Annotated in this window: 17 protein-coding genes and 1 tRNA gene; 7 read left to right on the top strand and 11 right to left on the bottom strand. The window is 58.3% G+C overall.

Annotated features, from left to right (window positions below; translation table 11 throughout):
• Positions 1-2 precede the first annotated feature (2 nt).
• The gene (locus DSL70_RS03570; RefSeq protein ID WP_245418079.1) at positions 3-1,016 is read right to left on the bottom strand and encodes an ABC transporter substrate-binding protein; all 1,014 of its coding nucleotides are present in this window, start codon (positions 1,014-1,016) and stop codon (positions 3-5) included.
• Positions 1,017-1,562: 546 nt separating this feature from the next.
• On the opposite strand from DSL70_RS03570, the gene DSL70_RS03565 reads away from it, so the two are divergent.
• Together DSL70_RS03565 and DSL70_RS03560 are read left to right on the top strand one after the other, a co-directional pair.
• Positions 1,563-3,560: an FAD-dependent oxidoreductase gene (locus DSL70_RS03565; RefSeq protein WP_119306479.1), complete on the top strand. Its 1,998-nt coding sequence runs from the start codon at positions 1,563-1,565 to the stop codon at positions 3,558-3,560.
• A 3-nt stretch (positions 3,561-3,563) separates the two neighbouring features.
• Positions 3,564-5,423, top strand: coding sequence for a [FeFe] hydrogenase, group A (locus DSL70_RS03560; RefSeq protein ID WP_119306478.1), 1,860 nt, complete (start codon positions 3,564-3,566; stop codon positions 5,421-5,423).
• Between the two features lie 73 nt (positions 5,424-5,496).
• Here the strand turns inward: DSL70_RS03560 and DSL70_RS03555 are convergent, their stop codons facing one another.
• Together DSL70_RS03555 and DSL70_RS03550 are read right to left on the bottom strand one after the other, a co-directional pair.
• Positions 5,497-6,642 (bottom strand): response regulator, encoded by a 1,146-nt coding sequence (locus DSL70_RS03555; protein WP_162916313.1) that lies wholly within the window; start codon positions 6,640-6,642, stop codon positions 5,497-5,499.
• A 92-nt stretch (positions 6,643-6,734) separates the two neighbouring features.
• Complete coding sequence (locus tag DSL70_RS03550) at positions 6,735-7,475, bottom strand: phytochrome family protein (RefSeq protein ID WP_119306476.1); 741 nt, start codon at positions 7,473-7,475, stop codon at positions 6,735-6,737.
• Between the two features lie 301 nt (positions 7,476-7,776).
• On the opposite strand from DSL70_RS03550, the gene DSL70_RS03545 reads away from it, so the two are divergent.
• Positions 7,777-12,435, top strand: coding sequence for a CheR family methyltransferase (locus DSL70_RS03545; RefSeq protein WP_119306475.1), 4,659 nt, complete (start codon positions 7,777-7,779; stop codon positions 12,433-12,435).
• Between the two features lie 42 nt (positions 12,436-12,477).
• On the opposite strand, the gene DSL70_RS03540 is transcribed toward DSL70_RS03545, so the two are convergent.
• The 5 genes from DSL70_RS03540 to DSL70_RS03525 all read right to left on the bottom strand — a co-directional run bounded on the left by DSL70_RS03540 (position 12,478) and on the right by DSL70_RS03525 (position 15,439).
• On the bottom strand, positions 12,478-12,903 hold the full coding sequence (locus DSL70_RS03540; RefSeq protein ID WP_119306474.1) for a response regulator: 426 nt from the start codon (positions 12,901-12,903) through the stop codon (positions 12,478-12,480).
• Positions 12,890-14,161, bottom strand: a complete 1,272-nt coding sequence (locus DSL70_RS03535; protein WP_119306473.1) for an ATP-binding response regulator — start codon at positions 14,159-14,161, stop codon at positions 12,890-12,892. Before DSL70_RS03535 ends, DSL70_RS03540 begins: the two co-directional genes overlap by 14 nt.
• Positions 14,162-14,437: 276 nt before the next feature.
• Positions 14,438-14,620: a transposase gene (locus DSL70_RS22860; protein WP_425359335.1), complete on the bottom strand. Its 183-nt coding sequence runs from the start codon at positions 14,618-14,620 to the stop codon at positions 14,438-14,440.
• 8 nt (positions 14,621-14,628) lie between these two features.
• The gene (locus tag DSL70_RS03530) at positions 14,629-15,237 is read right to left on the bottom strand and encodes a HutD/Ves family protein (protein ID WP_162916312.1); all 609 of its coding nucleotides are present in this window, start codon (positions 15,235-15,237) and stop codon (positions 14,629-14,631) included.
• A 115-nt stretch (positions 15,238-15,352) separates the two neighbouring features.
• Positions 15,353-15,439: transfer RNA gene (locus DSL70_RS03525), tRNA-Leu, on the bottom strand.
• 253 nt (positions 15,440-15,692) lie between these two features.
• Between DSL70_RS03525 and DSL70_RS03520 the strand changes: the two genes are divergently transcribed.
• On the top strand, positions 15,693-16,274 hold the full coding sequence (locus DSL70_RS03520) for a YqaA family protein (protein ID WP_119306471.1): 582 nt from the start codon (positions 15,693-15,695) through the stop codon (positions 16,272-16,274).
• 124 nt (positions 16,275-16,398) lie between these two features.
• Positions 16,399-16,983, top strand: a complete 585-nt coding sequence (locus DSL70_RS03515) for a disulfide bond formation protein B (protein WP_119306470.1) — start codon at positions 16,399-16,401, stop codon at positions 16,981-16,983.
• Between the two features lie 37 nt (positions 16,984-17,020).
• On the opposite strand, the gene DSL70_RS03510 is transcribed toward DSL70_RS03515, so the two are convergent.
• Positions 17,021-17,662 carry a DNA-3-methyladenine glycosylase family protein gene (locus DSL70_RS03510; protein ID WP_119306613.1) on the bottom strand — a complete coding sequence of 214 codons (642 nt, stop codon included), beginning with the start codon at positions 17,660-17,662 and terminating at the stop codon, positions 17,021-17,023.
• A 98-nt stretch (positions 17,663-17,760) separates the two neighbouring features.
• Here DSL70_RS03510 and gluQRS point away from each other — a divergent pair, with 98 nt between their 5' ends.
• On the top strand, positions 17,761-18,675 hold the full coding sequence (gluQRS, locus tag DSL70_RS03505; protein WP_119306469.1) for a tRNA glutamyl-Q(34) synthetase GluQRS: 915 nt from the start codon (positions 17,761-17,763) through the stop codon (positions 18,673-18,675).
• On the opposite strand, the gene DSL70_RS03500 is transcribed toward gluQRS, so the two are convergent.
• On the bottom strand, positions 18,662-19,618 hold the full coding sequence (locus DSL70_RS03500; protein WP_119306468.1) for an AEC family transporter: 957 nt from the start codon (positions 19,616-19,618) through the stop codon (positions 18,662-18,664). The genes gluQRS and DSL70_RS03500 overlap by 14 nt on opposite strands.
• A gap of 280 nt (positions 19,619-19,898) precedes the next feature.
• Between DSL70_RS03500 and DSL70_RS03495 the strand changes: the two genes are divergently transcribed.
• Complete coding sequence (locus DSL70_RS03495) at positions 19,899-20,939, top strand: hybrid sensor histidine kinase/response regulator (protein WP_162916311.1); 1,041 nt, start codon at positions 19,899-19,901, stop codon at positions 20,937-20,939.
• 57 nt (positions 20,940-20,996) lie between these two features.
• On the opposite strand, the gene DSL70_RS03490 is transcribed toward DSL70_RS03495, so the two are convergent.
• Positions 20,997-22,985: a protein meaA gene (locus DSL70_RS03490; protein WP_119306466.1), complete on the bottom strand. Its 1,989-nt coding sequence runs from the start codon at positions 22,983-22,985 to the stop codon at positions 20,997-20,999.
• Positions 22,986-23,093 lie beyond the last annotated feature (108 nt).

Genomic DNA, 23,093 nt, shown 5'->3' with positions numbered 1-23,093 from the left:
CACTACCCCCAGTAAAAGTCTGAAGTCGGTTTCCGCCCGCCGACAATCCCCGGATCAAGGCTCATCAGATGCTCGAAATACAGCTCAATGTCAGCCTGCGCCTCTTTGGCCGATAGCACATCGAGATGCACGAAAGGCAGGGACTTGGCAATAACCGGCGCGGGCAACGGTAGTGACTGGGCGGCCAGCTTGCCAGCTTCGTCCCAGTTGGCCATCGTCCATTGCCCGGCCTCAACGCAGGCTTCGTGCACAGCCCGGACAACCTCCGGCTTTTCTTCCAGAAAGGCAGGATTGACCGCCAGCCCGACCTGCGGAATGCGCGGGCCTCGGCCGGTATGGGCACCATAGACCTCGGTGATGTCGATCGCCCGATAAAGCGGCACGCCCGCCTTCTTTGCACGAAACAGGGCTGCGGTGGACGAGGGTTCATGCAACACCGCCACATCCCCTCGCCCGGCCAGATAAAGCGGCACGGCTTCCCCCGGCGAGCCGACATAGTCGAGCGTCACATCCTTGTCCGGGTCCAGTCCAGACCATTTGAGTACCAGACGAAACAGCAGATCGGGCGCTTCATTCTTGTTCGACAGCAACACCCGTTTGCCTGCCAGATCCTCAATCCTATGGATACTCTCGTCTCGCGCCATCACATAGAGCACACCCCATGTGACCACGTTGACCATCACGGTTCCCGCCCCGCGATTGAAGAAGTTGGCAGCCGCATAGGTGGACGTGGCAAACATCTTGAAGTCACCGGATGCGATCCCGGCCCGCATCTGGTCGGTGCTCTTCCAGACGTCGAAGCGGACACCCGGCGCAGCCTTTGCTAGGGTTGAAGACAGCGCCGCACGGGCAAAGACCGCAGACGGCGAAGCTGGAATACCCCAGAGGACAAGCCCGCTGTCGCTGGCACTAGCCCCGATACCGCCAAGCCCTCCGAATGCACCGGCCAGCGCCGCCCCGGCACCCCACCGCAGCATGGCACGACGATCCAAAGATGACTGTGATGAATGGGACATCTTACGACCTTCCGATTGACGCATGACAACTCCGCTTAACAACACCATCATTTTCGCGGCAGCTGAATATCTTTCGAGGAAAATTATAAAAACTGAGCCCAAAGGACCATAGTCAACACATCAAACGACGAGCAATACTAAAGTATTAATCACAAGCCAACTCAAGCAGGAAAGTCCATTTCCTGCTTCTATTCTTGAGCATTATCAGTTTTGAAGAGCTCTCAACAGCACTCTAACCTGTTTAAGTTTCACCACATTTTAATACTTCCAGAAATTACAACAAAACCGTGTCGTAAAATTTGCGAAATGAATTAATTCACGCGCATTTTCCGATTATACGCAAACCATGCACCAGTTTGATTTGCCGCAAGATTTTTCTCCGCTCCTGCCTGAACATGAAGCAAAACAACAACAGGCATTGTCCAAATGGGTGGATCTTAGAGGAAGGCTCCAAGTCAGTATCGGGACAATCTGAAGACAATCGACCCGCGACCTGAAACGGCGCCTTGCAGTTAACGTTGGTTTATTCAAGCGACGGGGGTCACTGTGGCACACGTGGTGTATGGCGTTTGGGACGGGGTTGTTCATGATGCGAGGCGCAATCTGCCTGGCAAAGACACCCCTCTGTCCGCACTCAGAAATTTCGACGAATTCGATGAAGGCAACGCCGTGCGGGCCTTCTTTGCCGACAGGGGGTTCTTCGTCTTCGATGAAACCGTCAGTCTGGTTGACGGCCTGTTTCACTACATGAGCAAGGCCGCTGAGCAGTCCTGTGGGGCCTGCACCCCCTGCCGCATGGGCACAGTGTTGATCCGCGATGCGCTTGACAAGATGCGCCGGGGTCTCGACACGCCACTCGACTTTGACGACATCGAGATGCTGGGCGAGCAGATGAAGGAGACTTCCCTTTGCGGTCTGGGGCAGACCTGCTGTGTCGCCCTGCTGGAAGTCATTCGCAATTTCCGTGAGCAGATCGAGAAGGAGGTGGCCAACCATTTGCCCATCCGCGCCCAGCACGGCATGGCCTACATGACTGCCCCCTGCATCGAGGCCTGTCCGTCGAAGGTCAATGTGCCGCGCTACATCGACTATATCCGCGACGGCAAGCCAGAGAATTCGCTCGGCGTTCTGCTGCAGAAATATCCCATGGCGGCGACCTGTGGTCGGGTTTGCGTGCGCTATTGCGAACAGGCCTGCCGCCGCAAGTTCGTTGATGAAGCGGTGGGCATCAAGACCCTCAAGCGCTTTGTTGCCGACCAGCAGAAGGGGCCTCATGCCCTCAAGTTCACCCGCGAAATGATCCAGAAGCCCCTCGCCGATGGCATGAAGGTCGCGGTCATCGGTGCCGGACCGGCAGGTATCTCCTGCGCTTATCACCTGTTGCTGCACGGCTATCACGTCGATGTCTTCGAGAAGCAGGACAAGGCGGGCGGCATGGCCCAGATCGGCATCCCGAACTATCGCCTGCCAAAGGATACTCTGGCGATGGAAACCGACATCATCGTCGACCTCGGCGGCCGCTTCCTGTTTGGCCAGCAGCTCGGCACCGACTTTACCATCGACGATCTGTTCCAGCGCGGCTACAAGGCCATCTTCCTCGGGCTCGGCTGCCAGGAAGGCACCATGCTCGGCGTCCGTGATGAGGAGAAGGTCCGCGAGGGTTATTTCACCGGCATCGACTTCCTGCTCAAGGTCCACGACCATGTCGACGGCATCGACACCTTCCAGCTGAAGGGCGACGTCGTGGTTGTCGGCGGCGGCAACGTCGCCATGGACTGTGTCCGCTCTGCCGTGCGCCTCGGGGCGACCAAGGCCCATCTCATCTATCGCCGCACCCGCGAGGCCATGCCCGCCGACACCGAAGAGGTGGAAGAGGCCGAGAAGGAAGACATCGACTTCCACACCCTCTGCACCCCGATCCGGATCATCTCCGAGAATGGCAGGATCACCGGGGTCGAGCTTGTCGAGATGGAAGAAACCGAGCCGGACGAAAGCGGCCGCCGCAGCGTCCGCCCGATCCACGGCACTGAACACATCATGCCCTGCTCGACAGTCATAGCTGCCATCGGCCAGCAGGTGGAAAATCAGGAAACCATCGCCGAGGAAGGCATTGACTTCAACAAGTGGAAATGCGTGGAAGCGGACAAGTCCCTCACAACCTCCCGCCCCGGCGTCTTTGCCGGTGGTGACTGCGTCACCGGCCCCTCGACCCTCATCTATGCCATGTCGGCAGGGCTCAAGGCGGCGCGCAGCATCGACGACTGGATCCAGTTCGGCACACCGCGCTTCTTCAAGCGCTCCCGCATGCGCGAGCTGATCAACGAAAACGCCTTTCTCGCCAGCGATGCGGTCGAAACCCCGGTGCGCAACGGCTACCGGGTGCACAATCCGGCGCTTGACCCGGAATTGCGCAAGACGATGTTCGGAGAGGTGGAACAGACCATCAGTCTGGCAGATGCCTATAAGGAGGCCCAACGCTGCATGCGCTGCTATCGCCTCTATTCCGTGATCACCAAGCATTCCATCCCCGAAGGAGCGGCCTGAGCCATGTGCACCATTGAGCCGATCAGCCACGCCGGACGCGACCCTGCCGAGGCAACCATCAAGCTCCAGATCAACAACAAGACCTGCATGGCCTTCCCGAACGAGACCATCCTGTCCTGTGCCCGTCGTTACGACATCTACATCCCGACCCTGTGCGAGCTGGACGACATCGACCACACCCCGGGCACCTGCCGTGTCTGTCTGGTCGAAATCACCCATTCGGGCCACGACGGAGCCCAGATCGTCACCTCCTGCAACACACCGGTGCGGGAGGGCATGACGGTCGAGACCCGCAGCAAGAAGGCCCGCAACATGCAGCGGCTGCAGGTCGAGCTGCTGATGGCCGACCATCTGCAGGACTGCGCCACGTGCATTCGCCACGGCGACTGCGAACTGCAGGATGTCGCCCAATATGTCGGCCTCAAGGAGAACCGTTTCTTTGACCGGGCTCTGGCAGAAAGCCGACCGGTGGATGAGGCCTCGACCGCCATGGTCCGCGACATGCGCCGCTGCATCCGCTGCCAGCGTTGCGTTGCCATCTGCCGCGATCATCAGGGCATCGATGCCCTCGTCATCGAAGGCACCGGCAACAACCGCGTTGTCGCCCTGCGCGATGGCCATGACCCACTGAGCAACATCTGTGTTTCCTGCGGACAGTGTGTTCTGGTCTGCCCGACAGGAGCGCTGGGAGAACGGGATGAAACCGACCGGGCGCTTGATTATATCTGCGATCCGGACATCATCACCGTGGTGCAGTTTGCTCCCGCCGTGCGCGTTGCCTTTGGCGAGGAATTCGGCATGCCCGCCGGCACCAATGTCGAGGGCCATGTGATCGCCGCCTGCCGCAAGATCGGCGTCGACATCGTGCTCGACACCAATTTCGCTGCCGATGTGGTGATCATGGAGGAGGGCACCGAGCTGCTCGGGCGCCTCAAGGAAGGCCGCAAACCGACCTTCACCTCCTGCTGCCCGGCCTGGATCAACTTTGCCGAAACCCACTATCCCGATATCCTGCCGCTGTTGTCCTCGACCAAGTCACCCCAGCAGGTGCTTTCGACGATTGCCAAGACCTATCTGCCGGAGAAACAGGATATCGCGGCAGACCGCATTCGCGTCATCTCGATCATGCCGTGCATCGCCAAGAAGGACGAGGCCGCCCGGCCCCAGCTGGCAACGCTCGGCGAGCGGGATACGGATGTGGTGCTCACCACGCGGGAGTTCGCCCGCCTGCTCCGGCGGGAGGGGATCGATCTCAAGACCATCAAGCCATCGAGCTTTGACAATCCCTACATGAGCGAATATTCCGGCGCAGCTGCCATTTTCGGCACCACGGGCGGCGTCATGGAGGCCGCCGTGCGCACCATCTATGCAGTGGTCAACGGCAAGGAGCTTGACAGGATCGAGCTGACCCAGTTGCGCGGTTTCGAAGGCATCCGTGAAGCAACAGTCGATCTGGGCGACCCGATCGGCGAAGTGAAAGTGGCCATGGTCCATGGCCTTGGCGACACGCGCAAGCTGGTCGAGATGATCCGGTCGGGAGAAGCCGACTACGACTTCATCGAGGTCATGGCCTGCCCCGGTGGCTGCGTCGATGGCGGCGGCTCGCTACGCTCCAAGAAGGCTTATCTGCCTCTTGCCATGGCACGGCGCGAGACAATCTACAATGTGGACCGCAAGACCAACGTGCGCCAGTCTCACAAGAACGAGCAGGTTCAGGCCCTCTATCGGGATTTCCTCGAAGCGCCCAACTCGGAGAAGGCCCATCATCTGCTGCACACCCATTATGAGGACCGCCGCCGCGAACTCAAGCACACGGTCAAGGAGATCTGGGACAGCCTGTCGATGAGCTCAGTACTCTACTAGCAAGGGGCAGCAGACAGAACAGAAGGCCTCCGGATGGCAACATCCGGAGGCCTTCTTCCATCCGATCGTCCGCCTAGTGCATCAGGTCGTAATTGAGCGGAATGCTGCAGGTAATCTCGAGATTCGAGCCGCAATGGCCGACCTTCCAGCTGCCCCCCAGATGTTGAAGCAGATGCTCGGCCACCAGCAGATTGCCAGCGCGTTCAGCCCCGAACAGGTCAGCCAGATTGATGGCGCCGGGCGCGTCCAGAGCCTTGGTCTCGAAATCGGCTTCCTCGTCTGATCCGAATTCGGAAATGAAGATCTCGAGAAACTCCACCCCCAGCTCATAGCTGACGGCAATATCGGAATTGACGTCCGAGTAGCGCAGCGCACCGCGCAACAGCACGAAGACCAGTTCCCTCAGCAATCCCTCATCGCTCAGGATGATCGAGTCGGCCACATGTTCGCAAAAGCTGAGCCTCTTGCCGAATTGCTCCGCTTCGAAGCGACATTCATCGACCACATCCGTCAACAGGGCGCTGACATCAAACGGTCTCAGATCAATCTCGCTTTCCTTCTTTAGCACAGACAGGCCGACCCCGATGAAATTGATCTCGTTCCTGAGGGCTGAAATCTGCTCAAGCGCATCGGCGATCAGGCTTTCGGCCTCCCCGCCCCTTTGCCCCCTGAGGGCCGACAGGGCAAGCACGGCAAAGCCGTGCGAGCTGTCCAGCCGCCCGCTGATATGCCGGAGCCACCGGCTGATCATGTCCGCATCCAGCTGTTTCTGGCGATGCTCCAGCCGGGTCTTGGAAGCAATCTGGGCGATGGTCGGCAGCATCCGCTCAAGCGTTCCGGAGGAGAGGTCCTGCTTGGCCAGGAACAGATCAGCCCCCGCTTTCATGCTGATGTCCTGAAACGTGCTGTCGTCAAGCGACGACATGACAACGATGGTCCTGCCGTCCGGCCCGTCCGCTCTCAAGGACGAGACCAGTGAGAGGGAGGTTTCCTCCCCCATCCAGAAATCCAGAAGATAGAGGTCATACTGCTTTTGGGCGCAAAGGGCGGCGGCCTCCTTGAGGGTGGAAGCGATCTCGACATCAAGCTGAAAGCCACTGAGCCGCCCCAACAACCATTGCACATAGCGGCGGTCGATCGGGTCATCATCAAGAAGCAGGCAGGAAAGATGAATGTCCGGCGCGGCGACCTGTGTCACCCGCTTGAGCTCATTTGCCATTCCATCAGAATGGTTCATCCAGGCAGCGCACATCTGAAAGCCCCCACGATCAGTTATTCTGCGTCAGAAAAGGATAGTTAAAAATGCGTAAATCACAAACAAATAGTAAGGCGGGCACTGCCCCCGGTGCCGGGTTCAAGATGAACCTGCCATGCGAATCGCCGGGCGATCTCGAAACATTCATGGCTGGCAAGAAGACCATAGAGCGTATCGCCGTTGAACTGTTCAAGCTCGAACAGATCCAGTTTTGTCGTAAGTTCAAACTGGCAAGGCGAAATTTCAATTACCAGCTTCCGGCAATCACTCTGACCGCAGATGATCGAAATGATGAGGTCGACCTGCCTGTTGTCTGTAAAGGCAAATGGCTTGAGAGAAAAAAACCTCTTGAAAAACTGCGCCAGAAGCGGCTCGTCAGCCATGACAGCCACCGGCTCGGCGCTTTCGAACCGGCCGCTTCCACATTGGAGTGATTCTATCTGCCGCCGCAGAAGAGCTCCAAGATCAACGGATTGCATGGACATCGGCTTGCAGATGGCATCGGAATAGGCCCGCACCGCATCCGTGACATCCCCCAGATGCCGGGCGCGACTGCGGACCAGATCCAGCATGGTGATGGCGTCGTCATCAAGCCGATCGGCCTGCTCCGTTGCCAGAATATCCAACAGCTGCGCGATTTGCCGGATCGGTGCCTTGACATCATGCGCCACCCTGCGGCTGATCTCATAGGCCGATTTGCGGCGCAGTCCCCCTGCCCCCAGATCTCCAGCCTCGGGGCACGCCACCCCTTTGCTCTCGGCATCGGGCGCCAGATCGCCCTCATTGTTTTCGCTCATGTCTCCCCCTCATCCCCAAAGCAGGATGGAGGGCAAAACACGCCTTCGTCAAGAACGAACCACAGTCAAAAGAACACCTGACGCCGCGCTACGGCATCTTGTCAACATGGCAGCTTCGCCCAACGCAAAGACCGTTTCCCCAGAATGAATAAAATGTTAATCTCTACCCTAAGTTTCGGATAACAATATATAAAACCAAACAATTAGAACTCGTCCAGAACAATTTCGACGCAGCTTCATTTATTGTCCGGGCACAACAGAACGGTTCCAACCGCTTTCATTCCTTGGGGGAGGATTGACCATGAGTAAGGATGCTGAACGCTCAGTCTCCTCTCCATCGGGAGCAGCAAAACCGGCCAGGTCCCGGCGGGTGGCAAAGCGCACAGGCAAGCCTTCCGCCAAGGCGTCGCGACCAAAGGGGCAAAAGCCTGACAGATCAACGGTAGCTGCAACACAAAAGACCGCAGAGACCTCTGTCCGCATTGTTGCCATTGGCGCATCTGCCGGCAGTCTGGAGCCCATCGAACAATTGTTCGAAGCGATGCCGATCCCCCCCGGTCTGGCCTTTGTCATCATCCAACATCTTTCTCCCAACTTCCAGTCGATGATGGACCAGCTGATCGCGCGCCACACGAAAATGCGCATCGTCCATGCTGAAGACGAGATGACCATCGAGCCCAATGTCATCTATCTCAACCCGCCCCGCACGGAGCTTTCGATAAAGGATGGACGACTGAAGGCGACCGCCTATCCGGACAACGACATGCTGAGCCTGCCGATTGATGCCTTCTTCTCTTCTCTGGCCCATGAGGAGGGAGAACAGGCCATCGGGATCGTTCTGTCCGGCACCGGTTCGGACGGCACCCGCGGCAGCCAGCAGATCATCCACCATGGCGGCGTCGTCATTGCACAGGACCCGGCCACCGCCAAGTTCGATTCCATGCCGCGCAAGGTCATTGAAACGATCGCCTCTGCCTTCTCTGCAAAGGTCGCCGATATGCCCGACATTCTAGAGGCAATCCTTGCCGGCACCGGCATGCCGCTGCAGGAGAGGGATATCGTTGAGGAAAGCGACCCCGAAGCCCGTATCCTGACCATCCTGCAAAAGGCATATGGCACCGATTTCAGCCAATACAAACAGGCCACCATCCACCGCCGGATCCAGCGACGAGCCCTGCTCAAACGCCTCTCAAGCCTTGATGACTATTGCGACACTCTGGGTTCCGACAAGGAAGAGATGGACACGCTCTATTGCGATCTGCTGATCGGAGTGACCGAATTCTTCCGCGACAAGGGTGCCTTCGAAATTCTCAAGACCAAGGTGCTGCCCGACCTCGTCGGGCTGATGGCCCCGGACCGGCAACTCAGGCTCTGGGTGCCGGGGTGCGCAACAGGCGAGGAAGCCTATTCGATCGCAATCCTCATTTGTGAGCTGGCAAAGGAAATGGGCGTCGCTCCCAATCTGAAGATATTCGCAACGGACATCCACTTCCGCTCACTTGAGTTCGCAGCCGCTGGCAGCTACAGCGCCGAAAGCGTCAGCCAGATTCCGGAAAAGATCCTTGCCACCTATTTCGAGGTCTCCGACGGTCGCTACAAGGTCAGAAAGAGTCTTAGAAGACACGTCGTCTTTTCAACGCAGAACCTGCTCAAGGACCCGCCCTTCACCAAGATCGACATCATCTCCTGTCGCAATCTGCTGATCTATTTCAACGATCAGGCGCAGCGCAAGGTCCTCTCGTTGTTCCATTTCTCCTTGCGAAAGAACGGCTATCTGTTTCTCGGGTCAAGCGAGACGGTGGGCAATCTCGACATGGAATTCATCACTCTGGACAAGCGCTGGCGGATCTTCCAGAAAAAACGCAACACACGCCTGCATGAGCAGGCCTTTCTGCTGCCGTCCTCTTCCCGCGTCCGGGATGATGCCGCAGAAGGGCTGTCCCTCAGGGACACCCGATCCCAAAGCCTTGAGGCAACGCGGAAGGAACGCCTCGCCCGGCAGGCGCTTTATGGCGCCTACGACCGGCTTCTGGAACGCTATGCTCCGACGGGCTTCCTGATCAGCGAAAACGGGGAACTGGTTCATGTATTCGGACATGCCGAGAAATTCCTTCACGTGCGCAAGGGCCTGTTCAGCAATCGCCTTTCCGACATGGTCGTCAAGGACCTGAGGCTGGTGATCAATGCCGGGATCGAACGCGCCCTGTCCATCGGCCATGAGGTGGAATTCGAACGGGCCGTGCGGATCGAAGACCTCAGTGGCGACAAGATCCGCCTGACCGTCCGTATTTCCAAGATCGTGGATATCGAAATCCGCAGCACCTTCCTGCTCATCATCCTCGAAGAGCGAGAAGAGAAATTTCCGGATCAGGAAATCCTGTCCTACATCTCGCCAGCGCCCGAAGCCGACACGGTCTATGCCCAGCGGATCCGTGAGCTGGAAAACGAGTTGAAATCCACCGAGGAAAGCCTTCAGACGACCATTGAGGAGCTGGAAACCAGCAACGAGGAGCTTCAGGCCACAAACGAGGAACTGACCGCCTCCAACGAAGAGCTTCAGAGCACCAACGAGGAACTCCATTCGGTCAACGAGGAGCTCTATACCGTCAGCGCCGAGCATCAGCGCAAGATCGTTGAACTGACCGAATTGACCGACGACATGGAAAACCTGCTGCTCAGCACCGAAATCGGCACGATCTTCCTCGACAAGACCGCCAAAATCAGACGCTTTACTCCGGCCTCGACCAAAGCCTTCAATCTGGTTCCGCACGACATTGGCCGCCCGATAAGTCATGTCACCTGCCGCTTCAATGGCGAAGGCTTTTACGATGACATTGTGGACACGATCAAGAGCGGCAGACAGCGCAGTCTCGAAGTGGAGTGCGACGGCGTAGCCCATCTCATCACCGTGCTCCCTTACAGGACAGAGCAGGAGCAGGTCAGTGGCGCGGTGATCACCATTTTCGAGATCGACGCCCTCAAGCGGGCAAAGGAGCAAGCAAACAAGGAGCGGGAATTCTACAAGGCGGTCGTCGACCTGCAAAGCGATCTGGTCTGCCGTTTCAAGCCCGATTATGCCATCACCTTCGCCAACACCGCCTTCATGTCCTTCTTCAACATCGAGCCGGGAACGATCACCCGGACCTTCTTTCATGACCTGTTCATCGGCTCACAGAGAGAAGGCCTTTTGCATGCCATTCGGGATCTGCAGAAGGAAGGCAAGACCGAGTGGTCCTGCGAGCTGCCCGGCAGCACCAACAGGTGGCTGTTGTGCCAGTTCAGTCTGGTCAGGGATGAAGCAGACCACACCATCGAGATCCAGACCGTCATTCACAACGTGACCGAAAGCGTCGAACGCGAAAAGATGATGGTTGACTTCAACCATATCGCCGCCGACAGCAGCCTTGATCTCGATGACAAGATAAGGCTCATTCTGAAACGCGTCTGCGAGGTTTCCCATCTGCCGGCCGCCCTGAAGCTGAGCTTTGCGAACCAGCGGTTCATCGTCAAGCAGATGATCGGGCTCGACGATACCGACATTGCCCTGCGCCAGGCCTTCGGCACCCCTTGCGATGAATGTGGCAATCTGCTTGGCGAGGGTGGGGTGATGTCCTGCAGCGGCAACATGATGGACTGCGTCAAGGACAACGCCCAGATCCTGCGCGCCTATGGCTTTGTATCAATCATCGGCTCCCCGATCATCAGCAACAATGCCACCATCGGCGCGATCATGTTTGCCTCCAAATATCCGGTCAGCAGGTTCCATCTGGAGACCTATCAGCCCATCGTTGACAGGATTTCCGACTGGATCGGCTATGAACTGTTTCGCAGGGATCAGCAGGAAAAGCTCGAGCTGCTCAATAATCTGTTCATGGAGGAGGAAGAACGCTTCCGCAAGCTTTACATGGAGACCCCGGTCATCATGCATTCCCTCGACAAGGACGGCACCATCGTGGAGGCCAATCAGAAGTGGCTGACCTCGCTTGGCTACGAGCGCGAGGAAGTCATCGGCCATCACTGGGAAGAATTCATGACCGAAGCCTCAACCCGCTACGCCTATGAGGTCGTCATTCCCGAGGCGACCCGGACCAAGCAGGCTGACAATATCCTGTTCCAGATGCGCAAGAAGAACGGCGACGTCATCGATGTCGAAATGTCGACCGTCATCGTTGCCGACAACAAGGGTATCGAGCAGACGCGCACCGTTCTGGCCGATGTGTCCGGCAGGATCAGGGCGGAAAAGGAGCTGGAAGCCCACAATCAGGAACTGAAGATCATCAACGACAATCTCAACCAGTTCACCCATATCATCAGCCATGATCTGGCCGGCCCCTTGCGGGCCATCCAGCACACGGCGACATGGATCGAGGAAGATCTGGAGGTCAGCGCCAAGGACGAGATTCAGGAGCATATCGATCGGCTGAAATTCCAGATATCGCATCTTGGCAGCCTGATATCCGACTTGTCCGATTATTCCAAGGCCGGATCCAATCTGCAGGAGGCCGAAGAGCTCGATCTGGCAACCAGCCTCCGAAACATGTTCGCCATCATCGACAAGAACCGGGATATCCAGATGGAGGTTGATCTGCTGGTCGACACCATCCATACCTTCCGGGCGCCCCTGATGCTGGTGTTCCGTAATCTGGTCGAAAACGCGATCAAATACCACGACAAGGATCAGGGCACGGTCCGGATCACCCAGGAGGATCTCGGAAAGACATGGCGCTTTGCGGTGATCGACGACGGCCCTGGAATTGACCCACGACATCACAGCAAGATCCTGTTGCCGTTCAGAAAGCTGGAACGCAAGGACAAGATTCCCGGCAACGGCATGGGGCTGGCGCTGGTCAAGAAGGCAATCGAATCCCTCGGCGGGACCTTCACCATCATCTCTGACCCGGCAAGGCAGCCCGGCACCACCTTCTGCTTCACCTGGCCGAAGAAATCGGCGGTCAGTTGACCCCGCCAGCAAGGGCACACACCGTCCTTGCTGATCACTGCCCTAACCGGGCAGCCGGATGATTTCACAAAAATCGAACAGCAGGTTCATGGAGCGCATCATCCTGGGAGGGTCCATTTCCTTGACGATATAGCCAGAGGCGAAATGCTGATAGGCGAGGGTCACGTCTTCGGGCAGATCGGAGCTGGAGATGACAAAGATGATGCTGTCACTGAGGTCCTTGTCAGAGCGGATTTCATCGAGAAATTCATAGCCGGACATGCCCGGCATGTTGAGATCGGACAAGATCACATAAGGCCGCGGCACCTCCCCCCCGCGCAGCATCTCCAACGCCTCCATGCCATCGCGCGCCACCTGAACCCGGATCGCTCCCCCATGCTTGGACAGCGCCCGCTTGACCAGAAACACATCGGCCTGATCATCTTCCACCAGCAACAGCGTGGTTTCGCTCTCTTCATTGGCTTTCAAATCTGGTCACTTCTCTATTCATGGTGCTGGCGGCACCCGGTGACGACAATCCGGGCAGATGCAGACTGACGCGCGTTCCCTTGCCGGGCTCGCTGTCAATCTCGACATGGCCACCATGTCCCGAAAGGATGCGTTCCACAATCGGCAGTCCCAGCCCGGTGCCTTCCTGAGCCAGTTCGGGTGGCAGATCGACACGCCCGTAAGGCTTGCGGGCAAGCTCGATGTCCGCCGCCGCCATCCCCACTCCGTTGTCGCTGACGGTGATGACGCTTTGCTGCGCGTTGCCTGAAAGCGATACCTCCACCCTGCCGCCTGTCGGCGTGTATTTGATGGCGTTGGACAGGAGATTGACAAGCGCCTGCGTCATCAACGAGCGATGGCATCGCGCATGGACCGGACGGCCAGCCCCATGCACGGCCAATTCGATGCCCTTGTCGGCGGCGAAGAACTGCACCAGCTCCAGCGCCTTGCCCACCACATCGTCCAACCGGATCTCTTCAACCTGTTTCCTGATGGACTCCAGTGCGTTGCCATTCTGCAGCATCAGATTGTTGATGACCTCGAGAAGATGCAGACCACCGGCGTGGATCTTGCTGGCAAAGACCTGATACTGGTCCGGCACATCAAGGCCGAGACTGTTGCCCAGGATCATTTCCGAATAGCCCAGAATGGCATTGAGCGGTGTCCTGAGATCGTGTCCCATATGCGCATAGAAGCGATCCTTGGCTTCATTGGCCTTCTTGAGATTGGCTATCGTCTGCTGCAACTGCTGTTCCAGCCGCTGGGTATGGCGGGCACTTCTTATGGTCGCTTCCAGCAGGACGGGCGTCAGTTGGCTCTTGTTGATGCAATGGCGAGCCCCCGCCTTGAGGGCAATCTTCTGCACGTCCTCCCCGGGCATCCCTGTCAGCAGTATGACGATGGTACCGGGCGCCCCACCCCCGAAGGCATTGATCGCCGGCACGCCGGTTTCCATGCCAAGCCAGAAATCCACCAGAACCAAGTCATAATGCTTGCTTCTGGCCTTGATGACCGCATCGGACACCGAAGTGGCCCAATCTATGTCGACATTATAGCTGTCCAGATAATTAAGAGATTTTCGGGTGATGAGGAAATCGGCTTCGTCATCCTCGATGACCAGGACCTGAAGATGTCTCTCCGGCGGCAGGGACTGTTCGTGCAATAGCTCCAGTGAAAAGTCTTCCGGCAGGCTTTCAGGCGATGTTTCGCTTCCCCGCTCCAATCCGTCTAGGTGCATAGCTCGGCTCCTGCTTGCAGCACTGCCCACCACGAGAAACAAAAGAAAAGACAAGTTTTCGAATCATTCTAGAAATTAACCAAAAATTAACACAATCAGAATTTGCAATCAAATACTCATTATGGCTGTATCGACTTGAATCTAAAGAGATTATTGAACAGAATCGACCAGAAGCAGCCACAAACCGAGCCCAGAAAATCCACCCATGATTGCAAACAGGCGCAACCGGCCCCACAATTCGCCATTCGCTGGAGCTGGCTTCATCATCCTGAGGAATCAAACGCTCAGATGACCGGCGCCAATATATAACTGGTCAGGCCTGTTACACGCGGACAGCCGCAGGTCGGCCAGCCATGCAAATGTCCGTTCAACCACCCATCGGCTTGGGAACCGCTGAAATCCTTCTGCGGTGTCGGGAGGCTTGATGATCTGGGTTTTCCCGTTGCCATGCCCGGCAATGGCACGCTTCAGTTTGCCTCTGGCAAATCCGTCATTGGCAAAGAAGCCTCACTGACCCGGGCCACAAGGACCTCGTAGTGCCCCCCGTCCCCCTCGAGCCTCACTTGCGGATCGCCGGGGTCCAGACGCAGGGCATCAAGGGGCTCAAGTGGCAAGACCGTGTTTTCATGGATGACACGGCAGGATGAGAGGGCGACAATGAAGGTGACACCTTCAGCAACTGCCAGAGTCTGGCTACCCTCTCCCGGCAAGCGCTCGATACCGGCCAGATAGCGGCCTTCGCGCACCATCAGGTTCAGATCACGGACAGGCCCGTCGAAAGGAACGCTGGTAACCGTCTCTGTCCCCGAGAAGGCAATGGCCTGACCATGCCGCTCCACCCGGACGTCTCGCCCGGACAGGGTGAGCTGCAAACCACCACCCGATACGATGGCAAGCACACGCGCGATGCCCGGAAAGGGTGAAAAGGGCCCTGGCTCCGTGACGGATGCCATGGAAAGCCGCCAGTCGAACTCGGAAAGCGCGGCACCTTCCGGTGAGATGGCGATTTCCACCGTCTCTCCCTTGCCGTTCTTCCAAGGCATGCACCGATGCCCTGCGGCAGAAAGCAGCTTCATGCTCAGTTCCCCAGAATGCCATGCAGACGCAGATCGCGCTCTAGAAGAGCGCATCGGCGAGGAAAATGACATCCGTGTCCGGATCATTCCTCAGCGTCTGCGAAAAAAGGAAAAGTGGTGCCCCTGGCCCGACTCGAACGGGCACTCCGGTGAAGGAAACGGATTTTGAATCCGTCGCGTCTACCAGTTCCGCCACAGGGGCATCGTGTGGGCCGAATATAGAAGAGAAATCTTCCCCGTCAACTCATAACCGCCATAAAACTTCCATATTCAACACGAATTGACAGCCATTCCGTGCTTCCGATATAGACCGGTCTGGAAAAAGGGAGCCATCTGCCCCCATATATAGGCCGAACACGCAAGGTATTCGCAAAACAACGGCAAGATCCGCATGCAAGCGTGTTGGACCACAAACAAGACCGGTTCGCATCTTCAACCAGCGCAAGGGAAATCCCATGCTTCGCAAACTCTATGACTGGACAATGGGGCTGGCCAGCAGCCGTCGCGCCACCTGGGCACTGGCCGGTGTTTCCTTCGTCGAAAGCTCGGTTTTCCCGATCCCGCCAGATACCCTGCTGGTGCCGATGGTCATCGCCAAAAAGGAAAAGGCCTGGTTCTATGGCGCCATCTGCACCATTGCCTCGGTGGTTGGCGGGTTGTTGGGCTACACCATTGGCGCGCTGCTGTTCACACAAGTCGCCGAGCCCATCCTTGCCTTCTACGGCTATGCCGACAAGTTCGCCTCGTTCACCGAGCGCTACAACGACTGGGGCGTCTGGATCGTCCTCATCGCGGGCCTGACTCCGTTCCCTTACAAGGTGATCACCATCGCCTCTGGCGCAACGGGCCTGTCGCTGCCGGTCTTCATGGCCGCGTCCATTGTGGCCCGTGGTCTGCGCTTCTTCGTGTTGGCCGCCCTGCTCTACTGGCTTGGCCCTCCCATTCGCGATTTCATCGAAAGGCGCCTTGGCCTCGTATTCACCCTGATGATGCTTCTACTGGTCGGCGGGTTTGCCGCAGTCAAATATCTGTTGTAGGCGTGCCACAGATCCTTCCCGCTCGGAATTGGGACGATTTGCAGCATGCAGGGCCATTGACAAAATTTGGTCATGGTTCGTCTATAACGACACAGAACAAGATCCTATCCGAAAGACCAAATCCATGAAACTGACAGCCCCGATCGGCAAACCGCAAGCTCTGGCAGCAACACTTCTTGTTCTGGGAGCCCTCTTCATTTCTGCCTGCTCGCTGGGCTTTGAGCATATCGGCGGCTATCAGCCCTGCCAGCTGTGCTACATCCAGCGCCACGTGCATTATTCGCTGATCCCGCTCACACTGGCCACCCTGCTGCTGGTCTGGCGCAATCTGCCGCCGGTTGTCATTCGCGTGGCCTTCATCGTGCTGGCAGGGGTTCTGCTCTATGGCGCGAGCGTGGGGGTCTATCAGGCTGGCGCGGAATGGGAATTCTGGCTTGGCCCGAATGATTGTGCCAACACCGTGCCGATCACCAAGGATGCCTCCAACCTTCTGGCACAATTGCGCACCACCAAGCTCGTAAGCTGCGATGTAGCCCAGCTGCGTATCCTCGGCCTGTCGTTCGGCGGCTGGAATGCGGTTCTGTCCTCCATCGAGGTCATCATTGCGCTCTGCGGTGCCTTCCTGTCCAAAAACGCGCTGGCCCCACTGTTCTCCCGTCTGCCTTTCCTCGGCACCTGGATGCAGGCCATCCACAAGGACCGCGACTGACCCCAACCGGCCACAATGATCCTTTCGGGCGTGAAGGCTAGAGAATGCCTTCGCGCCCTTTTTTCATGACCCGATAGTGCGCCCAGAACAAATGCGCCGCCGCGCCGCGCTCCGGCGCCCAATGCTCCTCAGCCATAGCAGCCAGCTGCTTTTCTGAAGGACGACCATCAAGCCCCAAAGCATCGGCAACAGCCACCTGCAGGGCAAGATCGCCAGCAGGAAACACATCGGCCCGCCCAAGGCAGAACAGCAAATAGACATCCGCAGTCCACGGACCAACACCATGGAGCGCAATGAGGGCGCGGCGGATAGCCTCCGGCTCTTCGTCAGCCAGACCATCAAGGTCAAATCCGTCCCTGATCGTAGCCATGATCCGCATCACTGTGCGGATCTTCGGGCGGGAAAGGGTGCAGGCACGCAAATCCTCTTCGCTGGCCTCCATCAGCAGACGGGTATCGCAGCGAGGGAACCGGTCGGTAAATTTTTGCCAGATGGCTCGCGCCGACGCCACGGAAACCTGCTGCGCCAGAATGATCTGCAACAACCCCTCAAGCCCTGCCGGCTGCCGCCGCAAGGCAATCGCCCCGCAGGGGGCCACCAGCCCGGCAAGGCGCGGGTCGAGCGCAACGAGCCGCGCGAGCGAGGCATCAAGGTCTTTCTGACTATGCAAACAGGTCAACAAGGCTCTCCCTTTCCTCCAGCCAAATTGCTGGACGAACCTCACATCTAGAGGCTATCAATGCAGGGCGCAACACCAGCCGGACCTCTTACTGCCCCATGCAACCGACCTTCCGCTTTGCCCCTAGCCCCAACGGCGCCCTGCATCTGGGTCATGCCCTGTCAGCCCTCCTCAATTTCGAGGCGGCAAGACGGATCGGAGGCAGCTTCCTGCTGCGCATCGAGGATATCGACACGATCCGCTGCACCGACGATAAAATTGCGCAGATGCTGGATGATCTTGACTGGCTCGGCATCCGCTGGGAAGAACCGGTCATGCGGCAATCAGGCCGCTTTGCCGTTTATGCCGGACAGCTTGAAGCCCTGAAGCAGCAGGGGTTCGTCTATCCTTCAACTGCGAGCCGCAAGGACATCCAAACCGCCGTTACCAACTGGCAGAACAAAACCGGCAAGGACTGGCCCCGCGATCCGGACGGCGCATTTCTCTATCCGCGCGCAATGCTGTCGGAAAAGGAAAGCGACAAGGGAGATGTGGCATGGCGGGTTGACATGCAGAAAGCCCGACAACAGCACACCGCCCCCCTCATCTGGCAGGAGAACGGCCCGCTCTCGCCGTTTTATCCGCGTTGCGCCAGCATCGACGCCATGCCAGCAGTCTGGGGCGATGTCATTCTGGCGCGCAAGGACTGCCCGACCAGCTACCATCTGTCGGTGGTAATCGATGATGCCACCCAAGGGATCACGCACATTGTTCGTGGTCAGGATCTTTACGCGGCGACCAGCCTGCACCGTCTGCTGCAGACCATGTTGGGCCTGCCCGCGCCGGTCTATCATCATCACCGGCTGCTGACCGATATTGGCGGGCAGAAGCTGTCCAAATCCCGCCAGAGCCTCAGCCTGAAGGCACTGAGGCAAGACGGCGTCACCCCGAACCAGATCAGAAGCCTGATCCGCTGGAGCGACGCCGATCTTGAAGCCTTCACATCGAAAGAACCGGCCGCTATTGCCCCATGATCGAATGGGCCACCGAGATCCAGAACGGCAGGGTCGCCAGCGAGACCAGCACCGACAGGGAAATCGCGTTGGCTGACAGCCGGTGCCCGACGCCGAAATGGCTGGCCAGCAGATAGGCATTGACGCCCGTCGGGCTGGCAGCACCCAGAAGGATCACGGCGATCCACTCATTGGGCAGCGGCAGAATGGTGGCCGTGACGAGATAGAACATCGCCGGAAAGGCCATCGTCTTGATGATCGCCAGCGCCAGACCATTGAGGATGTCGCCCTGCAACCCGTATTCCCGCATGCTCATGCCCATGGCCATCAGCGCCAGAGGCACGGTGATCGGCACAATCCGGTCGATGACCGCAGACGCCAGATGCGGGATCGGCAGGCCAAGGAAGCCCCAGACCCCACCGGCCAGAATGCCGATGATGATCGCGTTGCGCATCAGCCCCTTGCCAACCTTCAGCAGGATGGCACCGAAATCGAGCGCCTGCCCCGGTTCGCGGGCGTAGATCTCGACCATGATCGAGCTGAGCAGCGTCATGATCGGCAGATGGATTGTCAGCAGCATGACCAGTGGCACGAGCTTGTCCTGCCCGAACACCGAGGAAATGACCGGAATGCCCAGCAGCACCAGATTGGAAAAGCCCGCCGAAATCCCCGCAACGGCCAACACGCTCCCTTCCCTCCCAAAAAGGATGCGTGTGACCAGCATGCCAAGACCGAACATGACAAACAGGCAAAGGAAAAAGGCACCCCACAGGGACCAGGGGGCCTGCTCTGAAAGATTGGCGGTTGCCAGAGACCGGAACATGGTCAACGGCAATGGCACGGTGAAGACGAACTTCGAAAGGGCCGCACCCGCCTCCCGCGGGATAAGCCCGGAGAAGATCAGGCCATAGCCGATGGCAATCAGGGCAAAGATGGGAAAGACAATATTAAAAATATCGAGCATATAGAAGCTCCGGAAGGAAGGGATCAGAAGAGATGATGTCCGGGACGAACAGAAAGCCCCGCGACAAACGGGCCTAGACCGAAATGACAAGCGGGTTGAGGAAAATAGTGTTGGAACCTGTATAGAATACAGGGCATCATAAGACACATGCCCGCACTCTAATGAACAACAGTGTGTGCCTATAGCATAGATTATGACAAGAAACAGCCTGAATACCGATACAAAAAATCAAAAAACGGACAGCTTTCGTCACGATTTGCGCACACATCTGAGCGCGATCGTGTCTCTGACCGACCTGATCAGAGCCTCATCGGATCCGGACAAGACGGCCGCGCTCATTGATGCACTGCATTTCGCGGCCAGCAATGCCATGGCCATGGTCGAGGGCGGCTCGGAGATTCACAAGCCTTCGCAGCAGGATGAGATCAGCCTTGTTCGTTGGCTTTCCGAATTCGAAGGTCTGGCAGGTGTGCTTGCCAACGCCCATGGAACCCGGTTTTCGCTGTCAGTTGATCCGGCGCTTGAAGCGACGAACCCGCCAGCCCCGGCACCGGTCTATCTACACCGGACATTGATGCTGCTGCTCGACAACGCACTCAAATATGCGCCCGGAGCGGAGATAACGCTCAACACCGCCATGGAGCGACACGGCTCCGAACCCTCCATGCTGCTCCTCAGCCTGTGCGATACCGGGCCGGGCTTTGGCAGCGACACCCCCGACCTGCTGTTTGAACCCTACCATCGCGGTGCAGGCCACGACGCAGTCGACGGCAAGGGGTTGGGCCTCTGGAGCGCCCGCCACATTCTCTCCGGTCTCGGCGGCAACATAACCGCGACAGCCAACCATCCGCACGGTGCCCGCTTTGACATCCGGCTACCGATCGAGAGCCGTAACGAGAAAAAGGGCCTCCCTACCGGGAGCATCGGTCAGCCGGAGGAAGAGCACCCACACCATGATGGCGCAACGATCCTGATCGTTGATGACAACAGGACCAATCTGCTGATCCTTGGTGAATTGCTCAAGGCGCTGGGCTATCTGCCGGTCGCGGCCCAGACGGGGGCTGAAGCGCTGGCTCTGCTGGCCGAAACGCCTCTGGACCTCGCCATTTTCGACATCCATATGGAAGACATGAGCGGCTGGGACCTGCTGGACCGCGTCAAGGCAATACCGGGGTTTGCAGCCCTGCCGGTCTTTGCCATTTCCGCCGACGAGCCCCCGAAGGACATCGCTCCGTTCCGCGACTGGATCCGCAGACCGATCCAGCCCAAAGAGCTTTATACGCTCATCGAAGGGGCCCTTGCGGAAGAATTGCCCGCCTGAACGCGAAAAGGGCCCGATCCCGTCGGGCCCTGCTCTTTCGTCAACCATCAAACGCCATCACGCCACGAGTTCGGCGATATTCTTCATGATCTCGTTGATCTGGAAATTCTTCGGCGTATAGACCGCCGCAACGCCATACCCTTTGAGTTGCGCTTCATCAGCGGGCGGAATGATGCCACCGACGACCACCGGCACATCGTCCAGCTCGGCTTCCTTCATCAGCTTCATCACGTCACCCACCAGCGCCAGATGCGATCCGGAAAGGATCGACAGGCCCACCACATGGACGCCCTCTTCCAGCGCAGTGTTGACAATCTGCTCAGGCGTCAGGCGGATACCCTGATAGACCACCTCCATGCCCGCATCCCGCGCCCTGACGGCGATCTGTTCGGCCCCATTGGAGTGACCATCAAGACCAGGCTTGCCGACAAGAATCTTCAGCCGCCGCCCCAGCTTTTCGGACGCAGCATTGACCGCCGCGCGGACATCGGTGAGATCATCGCTATCGATACGCGCCGCCTTGCCGACCCCGGTTGGGGCACGGTATTCGCCAAACACTTCGCGCAATACCGCCGCCCACTCACCGGTGGTCACCCCGGCCTTGGCGCAGGCAATCGATGGTTCCATGATGTTGGCCCCGGCCTTGGCGGCCTCGCTGAGGGCAGTCAGGGCATCCTCGACGGCCAGCGCATCACGGGACTCGCGCCATGCCTTGATCTTGGCGATGGCTTCCTCTTCTACTGCCGGATCGACGGTCAGGATGCCACTGTCTTCGCCCGAGGATAGGGGCGACGGCTCGCTTTCCTGATATTTGTTGACGCCGACAAGGATCTGCTCGCCGCTCTCGATCCCCTCAAGGCGTCTGGCGTTGGATTCCACCAGCTTCTGCTTCATGTAGCTTGATTCAATGGCCGAGATCGCCCCGCCCATTTCCTCGATCCGCACCATTTCCTCGCGCGCCTCGGCCTTCAGTGCTCGCACCTTGGCATCGATCACCGACGAGCCATCGAACAGATCGCCATATTCCAGAAGGTCGGTCTCGAACGCCATGACCTGCTGCATGCGCAGGGACCACTGCTGATCCCACGGACGTGGCAGGCCAAGCGCCTCATTCCATGCAGGCAGCTGCACCGCACGGGCACGGGCATTCTTGGACAGGACCACCGCCAGCATCTCGATGAGGATGCGATAGACATTGTTTTCCGGCTGCTGCTCGGTGAGTCCCAGCGAGTTGACCTGAACTCCATAGCGGAAGCGGCGGTACTTCTCCTCTTCCACGCCATAGCGTTCATGACAGATTTCGTCCCACAACTCCGCAAAGGCGCGCATCTTGCAGATCTCGGTCACAAAGCGCATGCCGGCGTTGACAAAGAAGGAAATACGTCCCACGGCCTCGGGGAAATCTTCCTCGCTCAGCACACTGCTGGCCTTGACAGCATCGAGCACGGCAATTGCCGTCGACAGCGCGTAGGCCAGTTCCTGCACCGGTGTCGCACCCGCTTCCTGCAAATGGTAGGAGCAGACATTCATCGGGTTGAATTTCGGCATGTGGCTGTAGGTGAAGCCGATGATATCGGTGGTCAGCTTCAGCGACGGCTTGGGCGGGAACACATAGGTGCCGCGCGACAGATATTCCTTGATGAGGTCATTCTGCGTCGTCCCGGCCAGTTTGGTCCGGTCCGCGCCCTGCTCGTCGGCCACCGCGATGTAGAGTGCCAAGAGCCAAGCCGCCGTCGCATTGATCGTCATCGAGGTGTTCATCTGCTCAAGCGGAATCTGGTCGAACAGCTCGCGCATATCGCCGATGTTGGCGATCGGCACACCGACCTTGCCCACCTCGCCCCGCGCCAACGGATGGTCCGGATCATAGCCGGTCTGGGTTGGCAGATCGAAGGCCACCGAAAGGCCTGTCTGCCCCTTGGCCAGATTCATCTTATAGAGCTCATTCGATGCCCGCGCCGTGGAATGGCCCGCATAGGTGCGAAAGATCCACGGCCTATCCTTTGGCTTGCCGGAGGGAGACTTTTTCACACCGGCAGCTTCCATACTTTGGTTTACAGCTGTTTCGCTCGTCATCTTGCGCTCCTCCCGCAAAGGCCGTTCCCGCTCCCTTCCCTCAAGGGAGCTTCCCCCTGTTCCCGGCTGTCCAAGCAC

The organism is Cohaesibacter haloalkalitolerans, from assembly GCF_003574655.1.
GTDB classification, from domain to species: Bacteria; Pseudomonadota; Alphaproteobacteria; order Rhizobiales; family Cohaesibacteraceae; genus Cohaesibacter; species Cohaesibacter haloalkalitolerans.
This window is presented reverse-complemented; position numbering and strand designations above follow the sequence as displayed.